We start from the raw sequence: 19785 nt of genomic DNA on the forward strand, positions 1-19785 counted from the left end.
CCAGCAAAACATCGATGTTTGCTTATTTGGTTGTTTGCGTATATTCGCAATAATACAATAAAACAAAAAGCTCTTCAACCATTCTCAAATAATTGGCATCTTTACAATGTGCCTTGGAACACCCATGAAAGACTTACCCGCCAAAGCACTCGAACAGATTGCGGCCTATTTCCAGGCGCTGTCGGAACCGACGCGCCTGAAAATCCTGAATCTGTTGCGTGACAAGGAGTACAACGTGGGCGAACTGGCGCAGCTATCGGGCTACTCAGCCGCCAATGTCTCACGCCACCTGTCTTATCTGGCGCAACACGGTATCGTGAACCGCGAAAGCCGAGGGGCCAGCGTGTTCTACAAAGTCTCCGACCCTTCCATCTATGCCATGTGCGACTTGGTCTGCGCCAATATTGCCCGGCAGTATGAGAAAAACGCCGACGACAGGTCCGTTTTCACACCGCAGTGAAGGTGGACCTCGCTCAGCGGGGCATTTCTCTCAAATCAATGCCTTCGTGCTCAGCGATTTTTTCCAGCGCGTTTTCGAACAAAGAACGCGCTGACCCTGAGATTGAGCGCAGATAGGAATGCAAGTGCGAGTCCTCGGCGTTCTTGTTCAAGCACTCTTGGCTGTATTCCTCAAAACTGGCCAACTGGGCAATCAGCTCGGCCACATGCCTCGGACATTCACACAGCACATTGGTCGAAATACCGGCTACGCGGCGCAAGGTCTGGTCTGAGTATTTGCGGCTGGCAATCACCGCACCTTGGCCACCGAACTCCTCGGCCCGACTGCGGTCCACGAACAAGATCGATTGCAACAACTCGGCCAACTCACCGTCAGAGATCGGGTCTCGCCGCACGATCATGCCCGCCCGCTTCATGCTTTGCACCACCACATCGGGAGCAAAGTTGTACAGCACGATGGTCTGGGCAAAAGCGTGGCGCTGGGTCAAAGTCTGGATGGCAGAAAAAACCGAGTCCTGCAGCGAACTGACCCGGACCAACAAGACCTGCGGCTTGTCGGACAAAGGCGCATGGCTGACCGAGGCCAAATCCTCCAACACATCGGTGACCTGAATACGGTGCTGGCTCAAGACCGAGGCAAATTTGATCGACTCGAGCCTGTTGGCCAATCCCAAACCCACCACCGCCAAGCAAACCGGCAAAGCCAACGCGGTTGCAGCAGATGGTGTGCGCACGTCTTGGCTGGACAGGCGGCGCAACTGCTCCAGATCTAGGTGGGCAATGGCCCCGATGGCGTGCCCTGCCCCAATCAACTGCTTGAGCAAAAGCGCCTTCGACACATCGGGTTCGCCAAACAGGCGTTGGTTGCCCTCGGTTTTGACGGGACTGAAAGCACCGTAACGGGTTTGCCATATGCGCAGTGTCGACACCGGAATGGCCGTGGTTTTGGAGACGGCGCCGATGCGGAACATGGGACTTGAAGATGAACGAGGGGTCAAAGCAGCGCCTATGAGCAGGTATTGCGTAGATTTTATGATGAAAAACAAAGTTTTGTTAGGTTTTTCACCATTTGCGTAGATAAATACCTCAGAATCCTACTCAAAGGAGCTGATCGCCATGATTTCAAACCGAACCATCAATGCCTTGGATGTGTGCGTGGTCATCGCCGAGCTGCAGCACAAAGGCCGGGTCTCCACCACCACCTTGTCCAACCGACTCAAGTTGTCGGTGTCCAACCTTGAGAGCATTCTCAAGCCGCTGAAAGACCACCACATCGTCAGTGCCAACAAAGGCCCGGGTGGCGGCTACAACATCCAAGGCGACATCGCCTTGGTATCCATGTGGGACATCGCCTCTGCCTTTGAGAGCACCTTGACACAGCAAGAACACGACACCGAGGGCTTGTCCGCGCCAGCTGAATTTGAGTTGGGCTTGGAACAAGTGGTGATCGACACCTTGAGTCAATTCGTATTGGCGGACTTCGTTGACCTGACCGCCGTGGAAACTCCCGAAGAAGCTCCAATCCAGAACCGCTTCAAGCTCAAGCCCCTGGCGCCCCCGTTGATCCCGAAAGCCCCCAATTCGGTGTTTCAGTTGTTCATGACCGTTTAGGACTTCATATGGCTGCGTTGAGCAGATTGAACGGCCTATATATGCTGATGTCAGCGTTGCCGCATGGCCAATACAGGCCAAGTCAGCAACGCTGCCGCCACGCCAACACCTGCGGCCATGCCCAATAGAGCGGCCCAATCAACCCAGTAAGTCATGTTGACCAAGGATGATTTGGTCATGGACGGCAAAGCCACAACGGCCACCAACGCCACCAGCACAGCTACCGAGGCCAGCGTTGCGAGCTTGACCTGCTTGAGCTTCTTGCGGTTGATCACCATCATCACGGCCCACATCAACACCAAGGGTGCCAGCGCGGGCAGCAGGCCTAAGGCCGTTTCGTAGGCGATGCTCATCGCCAGCCAGACTTCATACATGTGCGTCTCCAGATGTCTTGAGTGTGCTTCAAACCCGGCCCTTCAGCGTCGCCATGTAGGCAGGCTTGAGCATGCGGTATTTCATCAGCCAAGCAAAATAACTCGCCTGCAGTGGCTCGATCATGGGCAGCGAAGGCGTGAGCTTACCCGCGTAGTCAAACTCGATCAGCATGGCCGAGCCCTCTTTCACGATCAACGGGCACGAGGTGTAGCCATCAAACTTTTGTCCGGGTGCACGGCCCGCGATCACGTCTACCAAATGCTCTGCCACGATGGGCGCACTCTTTTTGATGGTGGCTGCCGTCTTGCCCCGCGGTGTGCCATTCACATCGCCCACACCCAACACATTGGGGTAGCGGCGGTGCTGCAGGGTGTCCTTGTCCACTTCCAGCCAGCCGCCTGCGGCATAGGGGCCCACTTTCCAGGCCAGATCGGAATTTTTGACCGCATCGGGCGCACGCATGGGCGGCACAACATGGATGAAGTCATAAGGCACCTCGGTGCTCACACCTTCGGGCGAGACAAAACGCGCCCGCTGCGCACCGATGTCGATGCCCTGCAGCTTTTGCGTGGTCTCGACCGCGATGCCCAAATCACGCCAGCGAGAAAGCACATTGTCGTTCACCACCTTGACGCCAAAAACAGTGCCCAGCGCAGAGTAAAACGTGACTTTGGATTGGTCCAGCGTGCCCGACTGCGCCAGGCGGTCGCGCAGCATGAAAGTCATCTTCAGCGGCGCACCCGCGCACTTGAGGGGTGTGGCGGGCAGGGTCAGCACCGCCTTGCCACCCTTGCGCCGAAACGCGTCCATGCTGGCCCAAGTGGCCTGAGCCGCTTCGGGGCTGGGGTACACGCTGGTCAGGCCCTTTTGGCCAATCGCGTTCACATCCATACCCTCGATCAGTGACCAATCCTGGTGCGTGCCCATGGCCACCACCAGGTAGTCGTACTTGACGCGCTGGCCCAACGCCGTGACCACCGAATTGCTGGCAGGGTCCAGCTCACTGACCATGTCCTTGATCCAGTTGAGCTGCGGCGGGTGGAAATCGGCATTGCGGTCGCGCACCTTGCTCACAGGCCACACACCCGTGGCCACCAGGGTGTAACCGGGCTGGTAGTTGTGCTCTTCCTTGCGGTCAATCAGGGTGATCTTGGCCCCGTCGAGCAAGGCATGGAGCCGGTTGGCCACGGCAATGCCGCCCAGGCCACCGCCCAAAATCACGATGTGCGCCTGCGTTTTGGTTTTGGCTGCCTGGGCGACGGGCGCAGCGCTGGCCACAACGGCAGCGCCTGCCGAGCCCAGCAACCACTGCCTGCGGTTCAGCGCTGAGTTTGGAGCCCATGTTTCGGTGGGGGTGGGGTTGGTTGGCATGGTGTCTCCTCATTCAGAGAAGGCATCTTGGCATCTTGAAATACGAACGATTTGAGACAAATCAATTGTTCTACGAGAAGCCCCATGTCCGCGCTCACAGGCAGCTGCTGTCCAGTTTGGACAGCAACGGAATCGATTCAAGGCAATTGTCCGACGGCCTCCTGGATAAATTCAGTTCCTGACAAGGCATCAAAAGTCTATCGTCTGCTTTAAGGCTCAACTGAAAATTTTCCAGCGTGGCAGCAAACCGCCTGACCGTGGTCGCCATTTAACGCTGCGCCAGACCCAAAGAAAACCCCACAGCTCATTGCGCATCTGTGGGGTATTTTTGGTGGAATAAGCGGACGGGGTCATCCAATCTTTTGACTTTCAAACAACGGCCGACCGTGTGATTGCCAACTGGATTGAGGATCGAGCCAACTCAGACAGCTGGATTGGACCGCTGCCGCAGCAGCCTGCCGGCCGCTTGAGGCTGTGATCCCAAGCGCTGACCATTGACAAAAACGGCTTCGATGCCAATGGCTTGACTGATCAAGCGGTCTTGTCCGGCAGGCAGATCGTAGACTCGCTCAAGCGGACCCGCATCGACGCGTTCAGGGTCAAAAACAACCAGATCGGCGGGCAACCCCAAAGCCACCCGCCCACGGTCATGCAATCCAAATACATCAGCCGGGTGCGAGGTCAGACGCCGCACCGCTTCTTCCAAACTCAAAGCACCGCGTTCACGAACCCAATGGCCCAGAAGATAAGTCGGATGACACGCATCGCACAACTGGCTCATGTGCGCGCCACCGTCGCCCAGCCCCAAGACCACATGGGGGTCGGCCAATATCTCGCTGACTTCAGTTTCATCAAAATTGAGCAGCGCAATTCGCCAGCGCATTTGTAAATTACTGGCAAGGGCCAGATCCAACATCAGGTCAACCGGATCGACCTGGCGCTCCTGCGCCAAATCAACCAGCCTGCGTTCGAGCAGGCTTGTATCCGTCGCCCCAGAAACGACCATCTCACGGAATGATGCCCTTCGCGTATCACCTTCCGCTTCTTTACCGGCGAACCAAGCATCGTCCGGACAGCGACCGGCAACCTGGCGCTTGAGCCGGGCGCGAAACTCCGGGTCGCTGTAAACGGCACGGCGCTGCGCCTCATCGTCCGCCTGACGAACCGCTTCGAAGGAGGCCCAAGTGTCAAACACCACGGGTGAGCGAAAGTCAAACTCAAACTGTATGGGACGACAGGCACCTTGACCATGTATGGGCAAACCCCGCAAGCGTTGCTGCGCGGCCTGCTCGAGCTGAGCACGGTGCGATCCAGGCCCAAGCGAGCCAGCCAGAAGCGAAGTCCACACAACAGGCCTGCCGCTGACTTCGTGGAGTTGCTCATACGCATGCCACAGAGGCTCACGCCCAACGTTGTAATGGATCAAGCCGTGTCCGGACTCGCCAACTGCTCGCGCAATCTCCAGCATTTCTGCGAAGTCGGCCAGACGACTGGGCACGGGTCTGCCCGCATAGCCCACATGAACCTTAGAGACCGACGTGGCAAAGCCGACGGCGCCCACGTCCATGGCCTCGCGAACCAATGCTCGCATCTGGGCCACCTCTGTTGCGGTGGCCGCACGCGTCGTCGCTTCATCACCCATGACCCACAAGCGCACCGGCGTGTGGCCCACCATCACTGCCACATTGATACCCAAAGGCGTGCGCTCAAGCAGATCCATGTATTGCGTGAAGGTCTCAAAAGGCCATGGACTGCCCAGCCCCTCCTCCAGAGCCGACAAACTCATACCCTCAACACGCTCAAGCGTGCGCAAAATCAAATCACGGTGCTCGGGTCGTGTCGGTGCCACGCCAAATCCGCAGTTGCCCAACACCGCTGTGGTCACCCCGTGCCAAGGCGAGACCGTCAGCTCGGAGTCCCACAAGACTTGGGCATCGTAATGGGTGTGGATGTCCACAAAACCCGGTGCAACCACCAAGCCCTGCGCGTCGAGCGTCTGCCGGGCAGAACCCAGCCCATCGCCGATCGCCACGACATGTCCGTCCTTCACACCCACATCGGCTTGGCGTCGCGGACTGCCCGTGCCGTCAATCAGCACCCCGCCAGTGATTTTTAGATCGAAATCCGACATGGCTTCACTCAACCTTCACACCAGTGAATTCAATCATGCGACGCCAGTAATCAAGATCGCCGCGCTGCCGCTCGGCCAAAGCGTCAGGACTGGTTCCAATAGGGTCAAAGCCCAGCGTCTTCCAACGCTCCATCGATTCTGGATGACGCAAAGCCTTGTTGATTTCCGCCGACAATCGTTCAGCAATAGGGCGTGGCGTGCGCGCCGGCGCAAACAGGCCATACCAGCCCTCGATCACAAAGTCCTTGAAGCCGGCTTCCACCATGGTTGGCAAATCGGGGGCTGCAGGCGAGCGCTTGGCGCAAGTCTGAGCCAGTGCCCGCACCCTGCCAGAGCGGGCCAAAGGCAAAGAAGAGGGCAAGTTGTCAAACATGAAACTGATGCGCCCGGCAAGCAGATCCGGCATGGCAGCACCGCTGCCTTTGTAAGGCACATGGGTCGCTTTGACATTGCTGTTTCGCAGCAGCAACTCGGCCGCCACGTGCTGGGCGCTGCCCGCTGCAGCTGTTGCGTAGCTGGCCGCACCAGCCTGCCGCGCTAACCAATCGACAAGCTCGCGGACATTGGTCGCCGGCACGCTCGGCGGCACGATCAGCGCTAGGCAGGCGGTGCCAACCAACGTCAAAGGTTGAAAGTCACGGATCGGGTCGAAGGCCATGTTGGGGAAAAAGATCAGGTTCGATGCGTGAGTACTTTGTGTACCAAAAACAATCGTGTAACCGTCGGGCGCAGCGCGAGCGACAAATTCCGAACCAATGGCACCGGAAGCCCCGGCACGGTTTTCAACCACCACGCTTTGACCCAGGGACTCAGCCATACGGGCAGACAGCACCCGCGAAATCGCATCGGTAGGCCCGCCAGGGGCAAAAGGGACTACCCACTTTAAGGGTCGATTGGGCCAATCGGACTGCGCATTGGCAACCAAAGCGGCAACCAACATGGCCGTAGCGGCAAGAACGGATCGAATGGAAAGGGACATCAATGATTTCCTTTTTGACTTGACGGGATGACAAGAAACGATTTGGTGATTAACCGTGAGAGGCATATTACTGCTTTTGTCAATTCAACCAACAAGCGCGGCCCCGCTCGGCCCCGCGCAAAAAATGTGGTGATGCCGGGTTGGTCGGGATCGCGCATTTTCAGGGCCAGGGCGGCCACGCGTTGGCGGGCAGAGCCGAAGTTCAGATCGGCCAGCCAGTCTTCGGCGTCTTTCAGGGCTTGTTGACACTTTTGCATCAGGCGTTTGTGCAGTCTTGGCGATTTGGCCGACAGGTGATGCAGCACCGACAAGGGGATGCGGCAGACTTGGGCTTCGACCAAGGCAATGGCTTCGCTGTCGTAGCGGGCGGTGGCCAGGGCTTCAAGCCCAATCACGTCGCCCGGGCGCATCACGCGCACGATGCGCTCGCGGCCGTCGGCAGTGGCTCTCAACAACTTGACCATGCCTTTACGCAGCGTGAACACGCCAACTGCCGTTTGGCCTTCGGTGAACTGGGCTGAAATGCTGACAAGGTCAAAGAGACGTCAATGCTTTGCGCCCCTGTGCCATGCGCTCTTCCAGATAAGGACCGTAAAAGTCGGGCAAATAGGCGCCTTCCATGCGCTCGGCCACTTCTTTGCCTTGGGGCCCAAAAAACAAAAGCGTTGGCGCGATGGGCACCTTCCATGCTCGGACCAGTTGGTCATGGGTCGATAGCCTGCCCCCAAAATCAACCACCGCCTGGGTGCTGCGCATATCCACCTGCACGATGACCGTGCCGGCTTTTTGCATGGGCGACAAGTGACTGTGCCGCGCTTGGCGACAAAACACACAGCCGTCCAGACTCACCATGACCACCAAGGGTTGTTTGTTTTGAATCGCTCGAGCCAATTCTTCTGGCAAAGATTGCGCGGCAGGCAATGTGGCGGCGCTGCGTTGAGCGAGCGCGGGCCCAAACCCCAAGGCCAAGCCAGCCATTAACAAACAGTCACGCCTGCGCCATGCTGGCTGGTTTGGCAAAGAGAGTACTGACGGCATGGATTTAAGAAAGTGGACAATAGCGGGTTTTGCGTTGTCCACAGGATTGGACAACTCGGCACCAATAAATATAAGAAACCAATGAATTATTGGAGAAATTCGTGAATCTCGCAAGCTTGCTCGAAACCTGGGGCGACACCCATGTATTGGCCATGGCCGGTGCCCTGGTGGGTTTCATTTTCGGTTTTGCTGCCCAGCGCAGCCGCTTTTGTGCCCGTGCGGCCGTGATTGAATGCTGCGAAGGTCAGGCGCGCGATCGGTTCAGCGTCTGGTGGCTGGCATTCGGGGCTTGCCTGGTGGGTGTTCAGGCATTGGTGTTCATGGGTGGTCTGAAACCTGCAGACGCCCGCTACATCGCCATGCCGAGCAGCATATCGGGCGCTGTTCTGGGGGGCTTGTTTTTTGGTGCCGGCATGATCTTGACTCGTGGATGCGCCAGCCGTTTGCTGATCTTGTCAGCCAACGGCAACATGCGTGCCTTGTTGGCTGGTTTGGTCTTTGCGGTCACAGTTCAAGCCAGCATTGCTGGCTGGTTGGCTCCCGCTCGCAAAGCCTTGGCAGGCTGGTGGGCTGTGGACGGTGGTCCGTCGCGGGACTTGCTCCACATCACAGGGCTTGGGGCATCGGGTGGCCTGGCTCTGGCTTTGTTGGCACTGGCCACCGGTTTTTACTTTTTTTTCAAAACACATCCCCAGCGCTGGAGCTTGGCCGCATTTGCACTGGTCACGGGATTGAGCATCGCTCTCGGTTGGGGTTTGACCCAAGCCATCGCGTCACAGTCGTTTGAAGCCATTCAAATCCAAAGCCTCAGCTTCAGCAGCGCATCGGCAGAAATGTTGATGCGGGTGTTGTCCAGCGCCACATCACCCAGCGTGGGCTTTGATGCCGGTTTATTGCCCGCCACATTTGTCGGCTCTTTGTTGGGTGCCTTGGTGGGCGGCGAGTTCAAATTTGAAGGCTTCAAAACCGAAAACAAACTCGGTCATTACCTGACAGGCGCTGTCCTCATGGGTTTTGGTGCCGTCTTGGCGGGCGGCTGCACCGTGGGCGCTGGCTTGACCGGTGGGTCCATTTTCTCGGTCACCGCTTGGCTCACGTTGATCGCCATTTGGTTGGGCGCGGGCATCTCTTGGCGCATCCATCGCAGCATGGGCTGGGCCATGTAAACAACCACCAAAAAAAACGCCACAAATCCAAAGACTGCGGCGTTTTGGGGTGAGACATCAAAGCATCAAGCCAGTGTGTCGGCCCAGATGTTTTGCGCCCAAGACAAGGCGTAGATGCCTTCCAGTTCGTTGGCCGCGCTCGAAACACCACCCGCGCCAGCCACAGCCACCATGGTCTTTCTCTCGGCATCATAACGGTGCACGCTGGCCACATGGATCACATCTTTGCTGCTCACGAAGCTGTAGCAGGTGTTGTTGTAGACCGGCATGTTGTTGACCTCTTTGCCCATCAACAACGCAATGACCGCAGCCGCACAGGTCTTGCCATGCTGGTTGGCCATGTGACCTGATTTGGGCATGCCCGGCGCAATCTGGATCGAGTCGCCCAGCACGTGCACATTCTTGGCCGCTTTGGATTCAAAGGTCAAGAAGTCCACCTCGCACCAGCGCTTGTTGGCTGTAGCCAAGCCTGCGTTGGCAGCAATGTCACCAGCGCGCATGCTGGGGATCACGTTCAAAACGCTGGCCTTGATGTCTTCGTTGAACTCAAACTTCAAGGTCTTGTTGGCCACATCCACATCGGTCACGTTGTGCTTGCCGCGGTACTCGATGATGCCTTTGTAGCGGTCTGTCCAGGCTTTCTTGAACAAAGCAGGCTTGGAGGTGACGTCGTCGTTGGCGTCCAAAATCAGCACTTTGCTCTTGGGCTTGAATTTAGTGAAGTAGTCGGCCACCTGGCAAGCGCGCTCGTAAGGGCCGGGAGGGCAGCGGTAAGGCGCCAAGGGAATGGACATGGCGAACACGCCGCCATCAGGCATGGCTTCGAGTTGCTTGCGCAGGGTCAGGGTTTGCTCGCCGGCCTTCCAGGCGTGCATCACTTGCTCTTTAGCGCCTGCGCGGTTCATGCCGGGCAAGGTTTCCCACATGAAATCCACACCAGGCGAGACGATCAGGCGGTCATAGCTCAGCTCAGTGCCGCCCGCCAGTTTGACGATGCGCTTGTCAGCGTCGATGGTGTTGACGCGGTCCTTGATGACTTTGACGCCGTGGCGCTTGGTCAGGTTGTCATAGGGGGTGGTGATGTCGGCCATCGTCTTGCTGCCGCCGAGCACCAAGTTGGAGATGGGGCAAGAGATGAAGGCATTGTTGGGCTCAACCAAGGTGACCTGGATTTTGTGGTCAGACCACATGCGCAAGTATTTGGCTGCCGTGGCACCCGAATAACCGCCACCAATGACCACCACCTTAGGTCCGCTGCCACCACCGATGGTGGCACAGCCAGAAACCATTCCCATGGCACCCAAAGCGGAGCCGGTTTGTAAAAAATGACGACGTTGCATGGCAATTTTCCTTATCGTTTTTGGGCTGCAAAATAACCGGCGATGGCTTCAATTTGCTCGTCGGTGTAGCCCTTGGCGAGCTGGTGCATGATGGTAGCGGCAGGTACGCGACCGGCCTTGTAATCTTGCATCTTCTTGATCATGTCGTTCTTGTTGGAGCCTGCCAACGAAATCATGCCGGGCTGTGCACGGCCATCGGTGCCGTGACAAGCTGCGCAAGATGCTGCCAAACTGCGGGCCTGCAGGGGATCGATCTGGGCTTGCGCCAGACCCGTCACGGCGAGCAAGCTGGCGGCCGCCAAAAGGTGTTTCATTTTCATGGGTTTTCCTCGATAAAAATCAATGCATGGCTGGTGTCACCCAGCCAACTCAGGGACGCAAATAAACAAAGCCTTGCTTGGCTTGCAATGTGGCCACTTCGGCCACGCCTGCAGGCACCACTTTGGCTTCCATCAACAACTTGTCGGTCGAAATTTTGCGCGACACCAGGGTGTTGTTGCAAACGCGAAACTCCACCCCTTTATTGGCCAAATCGCTGACGCCACCCGCAAAGGCTTGGTCCATTTGGTTGACAGCACCATCCAGCAAAAAGTCGATGCCCAAACCATGGGCCACCACCACAATCTTGACCTTGGGGTCGGCTGCCAAGTGGTTACGGATATTGCCAATCGCCCGTGAAGCCTGAGGAATGCCCTCACTCAGGTGGTACACGACCTTGATATCCGCCCAGGAAAGCGTTGTGACCAACAGACCGATCAGCAGCAACAGGTTTCTTTTCATTCGTTTCTCCTTAAGTATGGATATTAGTCGCGTCAAGGGCGAATCTTTGCCCGTGAAAACCCGACTCTAAACTGACGCCGATCTTTCAATCGGACTCGCTGGCGATCTGGACGCACACCGCCCGGCAGAGCGTGACCACCCGCTCGTTGATGATGCGGTAATAAATTTGCACGCCATCGCGGCGCTTGCCCACCACCCCAGCTTGATACAGCGTGTTCAGGTGCTGTGACATGTTGGGCTGCGTGGTGTCGATTTCGGCCAGCAACTCACCGACGTTTTTCTCAGCATTGCACAGCGCACTGATGATGCGCAGCCGCATGGGCGCAGACATCACCCGAAACACCTCTGCGGCTTTTTCAAAGACTTCTTCAGAGTCGGTCAAAACGCTGTCTTCTAATGGGGTTTTGGCGGGCATGGGTCAATTCCATTGGTAGGCTTCTCGCCCGATTGTCCAATATCCAGGCGACGGTTCTTATTTTGGGCAACTGTTACCAGCCACACAGCAACGCTCCACACGGCGATGTCGCATTGTGGCCATTTTCAAACAGACATCCAACCATTGATTTGTTCTTTGCTTATGCACAAATTCAGCTAAAGCCGCCGACCCAGCAATGTCAAACAGCGTTCAGAGGAATCTTGAGGTAAGCCACCCCATTGGCCTCGGCAGGGGGCATTTCCCCAGCCCGGATATTGATCTGGACTGCAGGCAACATCAACACCGGCATGGCCAAAGTGGCATCACGGGCACTGCGCATGCGCACAAAATCAGCTTCACCAATGCCGTCTTTGAGGTGGATGTTGGCAGCGCGCTGCTCGGCCACGGTGGTCTCAAACTGCACTGTGCGGCCCTCGGGCGGGTAATCGTGGCAAAGAAACAACCGGGTTTGCGCGGGCAGGCTCAAAATTCTTTGCACCGACGCGTAAAGCGCTTGGGCATCTCCCCCGGGGAAATCGCAGCGGGCCGAACCCACATCGGGCATGAACAAGGTGTCGCCCACAAACACCGCATCGCCCACCCGATAGGCCATGCATGCCGGGGTGTGGCCCGGCACCGACAAGGCTTGCAATGGCATATCGCCCACAGGCAAGGTTTCACCATCGGCCAACAAACGGTCAAACTGGCGACCATCCACAGCAAAATCGGGCTCCAAATTGAAAATGCCCTTGAACACTTTTTGCACCGCCGTGATGTGGGCGCCCATAGCGGTTTGACCACCCAACTGGGCTTTCAAATAGGGTGCGGCGCTCAGGTGATCAGCATGGGCGTGGGTTTCCAAAATCCAAGCCACCTGCAGGCCCTGCTCGCGCACAAAGTCAATCACCCGGTCGGCCGAAACCGTGCTGGTGCGGCCCGACTTGGGGTCATAGTCCAACACCGAGTCAATGATGGCGCAGGCCGAACCGGCCAATGCATAGACCACATAGCTCACGGTCCAAGTGCCGGGATCAAAGAAACCTTTGACTTGGGGCAAGACGGGCAACGGTGTGTCGAGGGACATAACAGCAATCCTTGGAGTGGTAAAGCGCCATGCTGGCGCTCAAAAATCAAGCCTCTTTATATCAGCCATGACCAATGTCTTGATCCAGACGGTCATTCAGGCTCGTTATCTTGTCTAAGATGCCCCTATGCACGCTAACAATCCACAACGGCAACGCCTGTTATTGATTTTGGAGCTTCAAGGGCAACAAGACAAAAGGGCAGCGGCTTTCTTCTCATGGGTGCTGACCCTGATGGTGCTCAGCAACGTGCTGGCTGTGATCATGGAATCGGTGCCTTCTATTGAGGCGCAGTACGGCCCAAGCCTGCGCCTGTTTGAAATGCTATCGGTGGCCTTCTTCAGCGTTGAATACTTGCTGCGCCTGTGGACAGCCGCCGACAGAAACCCTCTAAAGCACGCCACCATAACCCGCCGGCGCCTGGCCTACGTTTTCAGTTTTCATGGTTTGGTGGATGTGTTGGCCATCCTGCCTTTCTTTTTGCAAGCCTTGCTGCCGGGCCTTGACTTGCGCTTTTTGCGCATCATCCGTGTCATGCGCATCTTGAAGTTGTCGCATTACTCCACCGCACTCGAGGACCTGATGGCCTCGATCTATGCCGAACGAGACGCTTTTGTGTCGGCGCTCTACCTCTTGGTGTTGTCCATCTTCATCACCTCGTGCTTGATGTACTTTGCCGAGCACGCTTTACAGCCCGACAAACTGGGCACCATCCCTGACGCCATGTGGTGGTCCATCGTGACCATCACCACCGTGGGCTATGGCGATGTCACCCCCCTGTCGCCATGGGGCAAAGTGATTGGCGCATTCACCGCTTTGTCGGGGATTTTGACTGCGGCATTGCTGACAGGCATCGTGGCCTCGGCCTTTGCTGCACGGGTACGCACCCACGAACTGGAATTCACCACCGAAGTCGAGGAACTCCTCAAAGACGGCCATGTCGATGCCAAAGAGCAACGGACGATTGAACATTTGCGCCACGAATACAGCCTGACCGAGGACCACGCACGGGCCATCGTGCGGCAAATACTGGAAGAAAAGTCTTTGATGGCCCGAAGGGATTGAAGGCCACTTACCCAGCAGGTGCTAGGCCTTTTGGGTGCTCAGGCAGCTGGTTGACGCAAAGTCCGGCTGAGCAAAATCACCGGAATCAAACCCACCAACACCAAGGCCAATGAGGGCAGAGCCGCTTCACCCAAGCGCTCATCGCGCGCCAACTGGTAAGCCACCACGGCCAGGGTGTCGCTGTTGAAGGGGCGCAACACCATGGTGGCGGGCAACTCCTTCATCACATCCACAAACACCAGCAAGGCAGCGGCAATGGTGGTGCGCTGAAGCAGCGGCGCATGCACACGGCGCATCAATCCCCAACCGGTCACGCCCAGCATGCGGGCCGAATCGTCCAAACTGGCCGGAATGCGCGCATAGCCGCTTTGCACAGATTGCAAAGCTACCGCGCAAAAGCGCACCAAATACGCCCACACCAGACCCAAAGAAGTGGCCGTGATCCAAGCGCCTGCAGACGAGGCAGGCCAAATTTGCTGAATCCAGCCCAATGGCAACAGCAAACCGACCACAACGACCGCACCCGGGATGGCATAACCCAAACCCACCAGCTGGATCGCGCCTTGGCTGATGCGGTCGGCGCGGGTGCGCGCACTGAAAGCCAGGGCCAGGGCCACGCCCACAGCCAGCACAGCCGTGATGGCGCCCAGGCGCAGACTGGTCCAAGCCCAATGACCAAAACGCTCCCATGGCATTTCGCTGGTCTCACCCACAAAGGCCCGCAACATGATGAGCACGGGCAACACAAAGCCCAGCAACACAGGCAAGCTGCAGATGGTCCACGCCAGCAGGCGCCGCATGCCATGCAGCTGCACCGGCTGCGCCTCGGCAGAGCCCTGGCGCGCACCACGCCCCTGGTTAAAACGCATGCGCTTTTGGGCACGTTGCTCCAGCTGCAGCAACACCACCACCACGGCCAGCAGCACCGTGGCCAACTGGGCAGCGGCAATGCGGTTGTCCATCGACAGCCAGGCTTTGTAAATGCCGGCTGTGAAAGTCTGAATGCCAAAGTAACTGGACACGCCGAAGTCGGCCAAGGTCTCCATGAGCGCCAGCGCCACACCTGCTGCCACAGCGGGGCGGGCCAAAGGCAAGGCGATTTCGCGGATACGCCTTGACAGCGGTGCGCCCAAAAGGCGCGCCGCTTCCATCAAGCCCGAGGCCCGCTCCACCAAAGCCGTGCGGGCCAGCAAATACACATACGGGTAGAGCGACAGTGTGAACACCAGCGCCGCACCCCAGACGCTGCGCACATCGGGCCACAAGCGGCCCTGCAAACCCAGCGCCTCGCGCAGGGCCACCTGCAGCGACCCGCTGAACTGCAAAAAGTCGGTGTAGGCATAAGCCACCACATAGGCCGGCATGGCGAGCGGCAAAAGCAGCAACCATTCAAAGACGCCGCGTCCTGGAAAATCAAACAGCGTGACCAGCGCCGCCGTGGCCAAGCCCAGCACCGTCACGCCCACCGCCACCATCAGGCACAGACCCAGCGTGGTCAGTGCGTAATCGGGGAGCACGGTGGCAGCCATCTCGCGCAAGATGTTGGCGCTCTCGCTGCTCCACTGCAGCCACGAGCCGAGCACGGTCAAAACCGGCAAGGCCAAAGCCAGCGCCAGCAAACCAAACAGCAAGGAAGGGAGGCCCGATAAACGGCGGGCCAAAGTGGTCAGCATAGGCTTGGATTGTAGGAGCGCAGATCAACCTGCCTACAATCCAAGTCATGTTTCTTGAACTGCGTCAACTGGACATCCGCTACCCCGGCAGCACCGCACCTGCGGTGCAAGGTGTGAACCTGAGCCTCAAGGCAGGTGACATTGGCGTTTTGATTGGACCTTCGGGCTGCGGCAAGACCAGCTTGCTGCGGGCCGTGGCCGGCCTGGAGCCACTTTCAGGCGGCCAAGTGCTGCTGTCTGACCGCGTGGTCAGTGACGCGCAACACACCGAACCCGCTGAAAGCCGCCGCATCGGCATGGTTTTCCAGGATTACGCCTTGTTCCCTCACATGGATGTGGGCCGCAATGTGGGCTTTGGCTTGGCCCACCTGTCCAAGGCCGAACGCCAACACCGCGTGGCCGAGGTGCTGGATTTGGTGGGTCTGAACGGCGCTGACAAACGTTTTGCGCACGAGTTGTCTGGCGGCCAACAGCAACGCGTGGCCTTGGCCCGTGCTTTGGCCCCTCGGCCCGACCTGCTGCTGTTGGACGAGCCATTTTCCAACCTGGACATCGACCTGCGTGAACGCTTGGCGCAAGAGGTGCGCAACATCCTCAAGGCCGCTCAAGCCACCGCTTTGCTGGTGACGCACGACCAACTTGAAGCCTTTGCCATTGGCGATGTGATCGGCGTCATGAGCGAAGGGCAACTGCACCAGTGGGACGATGCCTACAGCCTTTACCACCGCCCTGCCACCCGCTTTGTGGCCGACTTCATTGGCCACGGCGTGTTCACCCCCGCCACCTTGCGTGAAGTGGACGGGCACATCTTGGTGAGCACCCCGGTGGGCGAGCTGCGCGATGTGGCCGAATGCCCCCTGCCCTGCGCTTTTGAGGACGGGCAATGCGACGTGCTTTTGCGGGCTGATGACATCGTGCACGACGATGACGCGCCCGTGAAGGCCGAAATCATCCGCAAAGCCTTCCGTGGTTCTGAATTTTTGTACACCTTGCGCTTGGCCAGCGGTGACCTGTTGATGGCCCACGTGCCCAGCCACCACGACCACAAACTCGGCGAATGGATTGGCATCCGCGCCGAAGTGGACCATGTGGTGACCTTCAACCGCGCCTGCCCGGTCTCCGACAGAGACCTGTGCCAAATGCCTTGTGCCAAAGCCGAGGCTTGTGAGCACACCGACCCCAAGTACCAACCCGTCAAATTCGTTTGAAAGACGCCACCCAACGGCCGTTCGGGTGAGTCAAGGGCCTAGGGGGCGTCCCGCAAAAGCATGATGTCTTGGCGCAAATCCTGCGCCCAAGCGCGGCGGTCCCTGCCGTTGGCAACTTGGGGCTCGCCAAAGTGCACCACCGCCTCGATGCGGCTGGATTTCAGGGTTCGCCACATGGAGCCGATCAGGGTGTCGTCGCCGATGTAGCAAGGCGCAAAGCTCAGCTCACCGGTTTGCGCATCGATGAACTTGATAGACATGGGTTGCACTGGGGCATCGGCCTGAATGGCCGCCTGAATCAGGTTGGCATGAAAAGGCAACAACTCCCGTCCATCGCTGGTGGTGCCTTCCGGAAAGACCGCCACCACATCGCCATTCCTCATGGCATCGGCCATTTCCTTGACCATGCGCAACGCATCTTTGCGGCTGGTGCGCTCGATGTACAGCGTGCCAGCACCCGTGGCCAACATGCCCACCAAGGGCCAGTCCCGGATATCAGATTTAGAGACAAAACGGCAGTGCCTGGCCGCATGGATGACCAATATGTCCAGCCACGAAATGTGGTTGGCCACCATCAGCGTGGGGCCGTTTGCTACAGGTTGGCCCAAGACCCGCAAGTGCACGCCCCACAAGGCCAAAAACTGCAGCGCCCACGCTTGCACACGCATCTCACGTTGCTCGGGGCTGAACTGGGGAAAGCGCACGTAAATCGTCCACATGCCCCTCAGCACGTGCCACAAACCGCGCAAAAATTTCCAAACGGCGCCCAAAGAACCCATGCTGATGCTGCGCCCTGCAATCAAGCAGCTTCGAAGGCCACTTGTCCAGCCACCACCGTGGCCAACACACGTCCGGGCAATTCATAGCCCGAAAACGGTGTGCTCTTGCCTTGGCTGCGCAAGGCGGCATCGGCTACCAGCCAATGGCCTTCGGTGGACAACACGCACACATCGGCCACGCCGCCCACAGCCAAATGGCCCACCGAATCTTGCAAGCTGCCCAAAGTGGTGCCCAGCACGCGGGCCGGGTCGGCCGTGATGCGCGAGAGCACTTGCGTCACGGGCAGTTGGGCATCTTGGCCCCACTTCAGGGCCAGACTCCACAACAATTCCAAACCGGTCGCACCGGGTTCGGCTTCGGCAAAGGGCAAGGCCTTGGCGTCGGCATCGACCGGGGTGTGATCCGACACCAGCACATCGAGCGTGCCGTCGGCCAAGCCCGCACGCAGGGCGTCGCGGTCACGTTGCTGGCGCAGCACGGGCGTCAGGCGGGCTCGGCTGTCAAAGTAACCCATGTCGGCATCGGTCAGGTGCAGTGAGTTGATGCTCACATCGGCCGTTACTGGCAAACCCTCTGACTTGGCCTGGCGCACCAGGTCCACCCCTTGGGCACTGCTGATGCGGCACAGGTGCACCCGGGCACGGGTGCTGCGCACCAGCTCAAAGATGGTGTGCAAAGCGATGGTTTCGGCCGCCACCGACACGCCCGACAAACCCATGCGCGTGGCCAAAGCACCGCTGGCGGCCACGCCCTTGCCCAAATACAGCTCTTGCGGTCGCAGCCACACCGCGAAACCAAAGGTGCTGGCGTATTGCAAGGCACGTTGCAGCACTTGGGTGCTTTGAATCGGCACCTCTGCCTGAGAAAAGCCCACACATCCCGCAGCCGTGAGTTGACCCATTTCGGTCAGCACATCGCCCTTCAGTCCCACCGTGAGTGCGCCCAGCGGCAGCACACGGGCCTGGTGAAGTTTTTCGGCGCGGTAACGCAGCATCTCCACCAAACCGGGTTCGTCGAGCACGGGCTGGGTGTCAGGCGGGCAGACCAAGCTGGTCACGCCACCGGCCACGGCTGCGGCCAATTCACTCTCGAGCATCCCGGCATGTTCTTGGCCGGGCTCGCGCAGGCGTGCCGCCAAATCCACCAAGCCGGGGGCCACGATGCAGCCCCTGGCATCGATCACGCGGTTGGGCGTGAAGTCAGCAAGCGCCTGGCCCATGGCCACGATGCGCCCAGCCGCGATCGCCACATCGCCGATTTGGTCGAAGCCGCTGGAAGGGTCAATGACGCGGCCGTTTTGAATGAGGAGTTTCATCGTCTGTTTCCTTATCGGCTTTTGTTCACGCGACGTTGCCCGAGACGATGCTCATGACCGCCATGCGCACCGCGATGCCGAAAGTCACCTGCGGCAAGATCACGCTTTGCTGGCCATCGACCACCGCAGAGTCGATCTCGACCCCCCGGTTGATCGGACCGGGGTGCATGACGATGGCGTCGGGTTTGGCCAGTTGCAGTTTTTCAGGCGTCAGGCCAAAGCTTTCGAAGTACTCTTGGCTGGAGGGCAGAAGCGCACCGCTCATGCGTTCGTTTTGCAGGCGAAGCATGATCACCACGTCGCAGCCCTTGATGCCTTCTTCAAGGTTGTTAAAAACACGCACGCCCATTTGCGCCATATCGGCTGGCACCAAAGTTTTGGGGCCGACCACCCGCACTTCGGCGCAGCCTAGGGTGGTGAGCGCATGGATGTCTGAGCGCGCAACGCGCGAGTGCAGCACGTCGCCCACGATGGCCACAGTGAGGTTCGAAAAGTCTTTTTTATAGTGCCGGATGGTGTACATGTCCAGCAACGCTTGGGTCGGGTGGGCATGACGGCCGTCGCCCGCATTGACCACATGCACATGGGGCGCGACGTGCTGAGCGATCAGGTACGGGGCACCCGATTCGCTGTGGCGCACCACAAAGATGTCGGCCGCCATGGCGCTCAGGTTGGCAATGGTGTCGAGCAGTGACTCGCCCTTGCTGGCCGACGATCGGGCGATGTCGAGCGTGTACACATCGGCTGACAAACGTGTGGCCGCGATGTCAAAGGTGGTGCGGGTGCGGGTGCTGTTTTCAAAAAACAGGTTGAACACGCTTTTGCCACGCAAAAGCGGCACCTTCTTCACTTCGCGGTCACTCACGCTGACAAAGCCCTGCGCCGTATCGAGGATATGGGTCAGGATGTCTTTGGACAAGCCTTCTGTGGAGAGCAGGTGGATCAGCTCGCCATTTTTGTTCAGTTGGGGGTTGTTGCGTTTGTAAAGCATGGTGTC

Annotated in this window: 21 protein-coding genes; 5 read left to right on the forward strand and 16 right to left on the reverse strand. The window is 58.5% G+C overall.

The features are described 5' to 3' along the window. Positions 1 to 124 precede the first annotated feature (124 nt). Complete coding sequence (locus Q1M54_RS10245; protein ID WP_300556904.1) at positions 125 to 460, forward strand: metalloregulator ArsR/SmtB family transcription factor; 336 nt, start codon at positions 125 to 127, stop codon at positions 458 to 460. 13 nt (positions 461 to 473) lie between these two features. Here the strand turns inward: Q1M54_RS10245 and Q1M54_RS10250 are convergent, their stop codons facing one another. Beyond that, positions 474 to 1430 carry a MerR family transcriptional regulator gene (locus Q1M54_RS10250; RefSeq protein ID WP_300556906.1) on the reverse strand — a complete coding sequence of 319 codons (957 nt, stop codon included), beginning with the start codon at positions 1428 to 1430 and terminating at the stop codon, positions 474 to 476. Positions 1431 to 1575: 145 nt separating this feature from the next. On the opposite strand from Q1M54_RS10250, the gene Q1M54_RS10255 reads away from it, so the two are divergent. Continuing rightward, the gene (locus Q1M54_RS10255) at positions 1576 to 2070 is read left to right on the forward strand and encodes an Rrf2 family transcriptional regulator (RefSeq protein WP_300556908.1); all 495 of its coding nucleotides are present in this window, start codon (positions 1576 to 1578) and stop codon (positions 2068 to 2070) included. A 50-nt stretch (positions 2071 to 2120) separates the two neighbouring features. Here the strand turns inward: Q1M54_RS10255 and Q1M54_RS10260 are convergent, their stop codons facing one another. The 6 genes from Q1M54_RS10260 to Q1M54_RS10285 all read right to left on the reverse strand — a co-directional run bounded on the left by Q1M54_RS10260 (position 2121) and on the right by Q1M54_RS10285 (position 7964). Further along, positions 2121 to 2444 carry a hypothetical protein gene (locus Q1M54_RS10260; RefSeq protein WP_300556910.1) on the reverse strand — a complete coding sequence of 108 codons (324 nt, stop codon included), beginning with the start codon at positions 2442 to 2444 and terminating at the stop codon, positions 2121 to 2123. A gap of 28 nt (positions 2445 to 2472) precedes the next feature. Next, on the reverse strand, positions 2473 to 3816 hold the full coding sequence (locus tag Q1M54_RS10265) for an FAD/NAD(P)-binding oxidoreductase (RefSeq protein WP_300556912.1): 1344 nt from the start codon (positions 3814 to 3816) through the stop codon (positions 2473 to 2475). Positions 3817 to 4237: 421 nt separating this feature from the next. After that, on the reverse strand, positions 4238 to 5947 hold the full coding sequence (locus Q1M54_RS10270; RefSeq protein WP_300556914.1) for an amidohydrolase family protein: 1710 nt from the start codon (positions 5945 to 5947) through the stop codon (positions 4238 to 4240). 4 nt (positions 5948 to 5951) lie between these two features. Next, positions 5952 to 6926, reverse strand: coding sequence for a tripartite tricarboxylate transporter substrate binding protein (locus Q1M54_RS10275; RefSeq protein ID WP_300556916.1), 975 nt, complete (start codon positions 6924 to 6926; stop codon positions 5952 to 5954). After that, positions 6926 to 7450 (reverse strand): Crp/Fnr family transcriptional regulator, encoded by a 525-nt coding sequence (locus tag Q1M54_RS10280; RefSeq protein ID WP_300557018.1) that lies wholly within the window; start codon positions 7448 to 7450, stop codon positions 6926 to 6928. Before Q1M54_RS10280 ends, Q1M54_RS10275 begins: the two co-directional genes overlap by 1 nt. Positions 7451 to 7460: 10 nt before the next feature. Continuing rightward, complete coding sequence (locus Q1M54_RS10285) at positions 7461 to 7964, reverse strand: thioredoxin fold domain-containing protein (RefSeq protein WP_300556918.1); 504 nt, start codon at positions 7962 to 7964, stop codon at positions 7461 to 7463. Positions 7965 to 8065: 101 nt separating this feature from the next. On the opposite strand from Q1M54_RS10285, the gene Q1M54_RS10290 reads away from it, so the two are divergent. Further along, complete coding sequence (locus Q1M54_RS10290; protein ID WP_300556920.1) at positions 8066 to 9130, forward strand: YeeE/YedE family protein; 1065 nt, start codon at positions 8066 to 8068, stop codon at positions 9128 to 9130. Between the two features lie 65 nt (positions 9131 to 9195). Here Q1M54_RS10290 and Q1M54_RS10295 read toward each other — a convergent pair whose 3' ends face one another. The 5 genes from Q1M54_RS10295 to Q1M54_RS10315 form a co-directional block, all read right to left on the reverse strand. Next, positions 9196 to 10470, reverse strand: coding sequence for an FAD/NAD(P)-binding oxidoreductase (locus Q1M54_RS10295; RefSeq protein ID WP_300556922.1), 1275 nt, complete (start codon positions 10468 to 10470; stop codon positions 9196 to 9198). A gap of 11 nt (positions 10471 to 10481) precedes the next feature. Beyond that, positions 10482 to 10790: a c-type cytochrome gene (locus Q1M54_RS10300; RefSeq protein ID WP_300556924.1), complete on the reverse strand. Its 309-nt coding sequence runs from the start codon at positions 10788 to 10790 to the stop codon at positions 10482 to 10484. A 49-nt stretch (positions 10791 to 10839) separates the two neighbouring features. Then, positions 10840 to 11250: a DsrE family protein gene (locus tag Q1M54_RS10305; RefSeq protein WP_300556926.1), complete on the reverse strand. Its 411-nt coding sequence runs from the start codon at positions 11248 to 11250 to the stop codon at positions 10840 to 10842. A gap of 85 nt (positions 11251 to 11335) precedes the next feature. Continuing rightward, entirely contained in the window at positions 11336 to 11665 is a 330-nt protein-coding gene (locus Q1M54_RS10310; RefSeq protein WP_300556928.1) for a metalloregulator ArsR/SmtB family transcription factor, read from the reverse strand. A gap of 199 nt (positions 11666 to 11864) precedes the next feature. Then, positions 11865 to 12749, reverse strand: a complete 885-nt coding sequence (locus Q1M54_RS10315) for an MBL fold metallo-hydrolase (protein WP_300556930.1) — start codon at positions 12747 to 12749, stop codon at positions 11865 to 11867. A gap of 127 nt (positions 12750 to 12876) precedes the next feature. Between Q1M54_RS10315 and Q1M54_RS10320 the strand changes: the two genes are divergently transcribed. After that, positions 12877 to 13812: an ion transporter gene (locus tag Q1M54_RS10320; RefSeq protein WP_300556932.1), complete on the forward strand. Its 936-nt coding sequence runs from the start codon at positions 12877 to 12879 to the stop codon at positions 13810 to 13812. Positions 13813 to 13850: 38 nt separating this feature from the next. Here the strand turns inward: Q1M54_RS10320 and Q1M54_RS10325 are convergent, their stop codons facing one another. Beyond that, on the reverse strand, positions 13851 to 15485 hold the full coding sequence (locus Q1M54_RS10325; RefSeq protein WP_300556934.1) for an iron ABC transporter permease: 1635 nt from the start codon (positions 15483 to 15485) through the stop codon (positions 13851 to 13853). A 47-nt stretch (positions 15486 to 15532) separates the two neighbouring features. On the opposite strand from Q1M54_RS10325, the gene Q1M54_RS10330 reads away from it, so the two are divergent. After that, a complete protein-coding gene (locus tag Q1M54_RS10330) occupies positions 15533 to 16693 on the forward strand; it encodes an ABC transporter ATP-binding protein (protein ID WP_300556936.1) in 1161 nt (386 codons plus the stop codon). A gap of 38 nt (positions 16694 to 16731) precedes the next feature. On the opposite strand, the gene Q1M54_RS10335 is transcribed toward Q1M54_RS10330, so the two are convergent. The 3 genes from Q1M54_RS10335 to Q1M54_RS10345 are packed head-to-tail and all read right to left on the reverse strand — an operon-like array spanning position 16732 to position 19779. After that, entirely contained in the window at positions 16732 to 17472 is a 741-nt protein-coding gene (locus Q1M54_RS10335; protein ID WP_300556938.1) for a lysophospholipid acyltransferase family protein, read from the reverse strand. A gap of 20 nt (positions 17473 to 17492) precedes the next feature. Further along, the gene (locus tag Q1M54_RS10340) at positions 17493 to 18788 is read right to left on the reverse strand and encodes a dihydroorotase (RefSeq protein WP_300556940.1); all 1296 of its coding nucleotides are present in this window, start codon (positions 18786 to 18788) and stop codon (positions 17493 to 17495) included. 25 nt (positions 18789 to 18813) lie between these two features. Beyond that, entirely contained in the window at positions 18814 to 19779 is a 966-nt protein-coding gene (locus Q1M54_RS10345; RefSeq protein WP_300556942.1) for an aspartate carbamoyltransferase catalytic subunit, read from the reverse strand. Positions 19780 to 19785 lie beyond the last annotated feature (6 nt).

It is taken from the genome of Limnohabitans sp. Rim8 (assembly GCF_943326455.1).
Lineage (GTDB): Bacteria > Pseudomonadota > Gammaproteobacteria > Burkholderiales > Burkholderiaceae_C > Limnohabitans_A.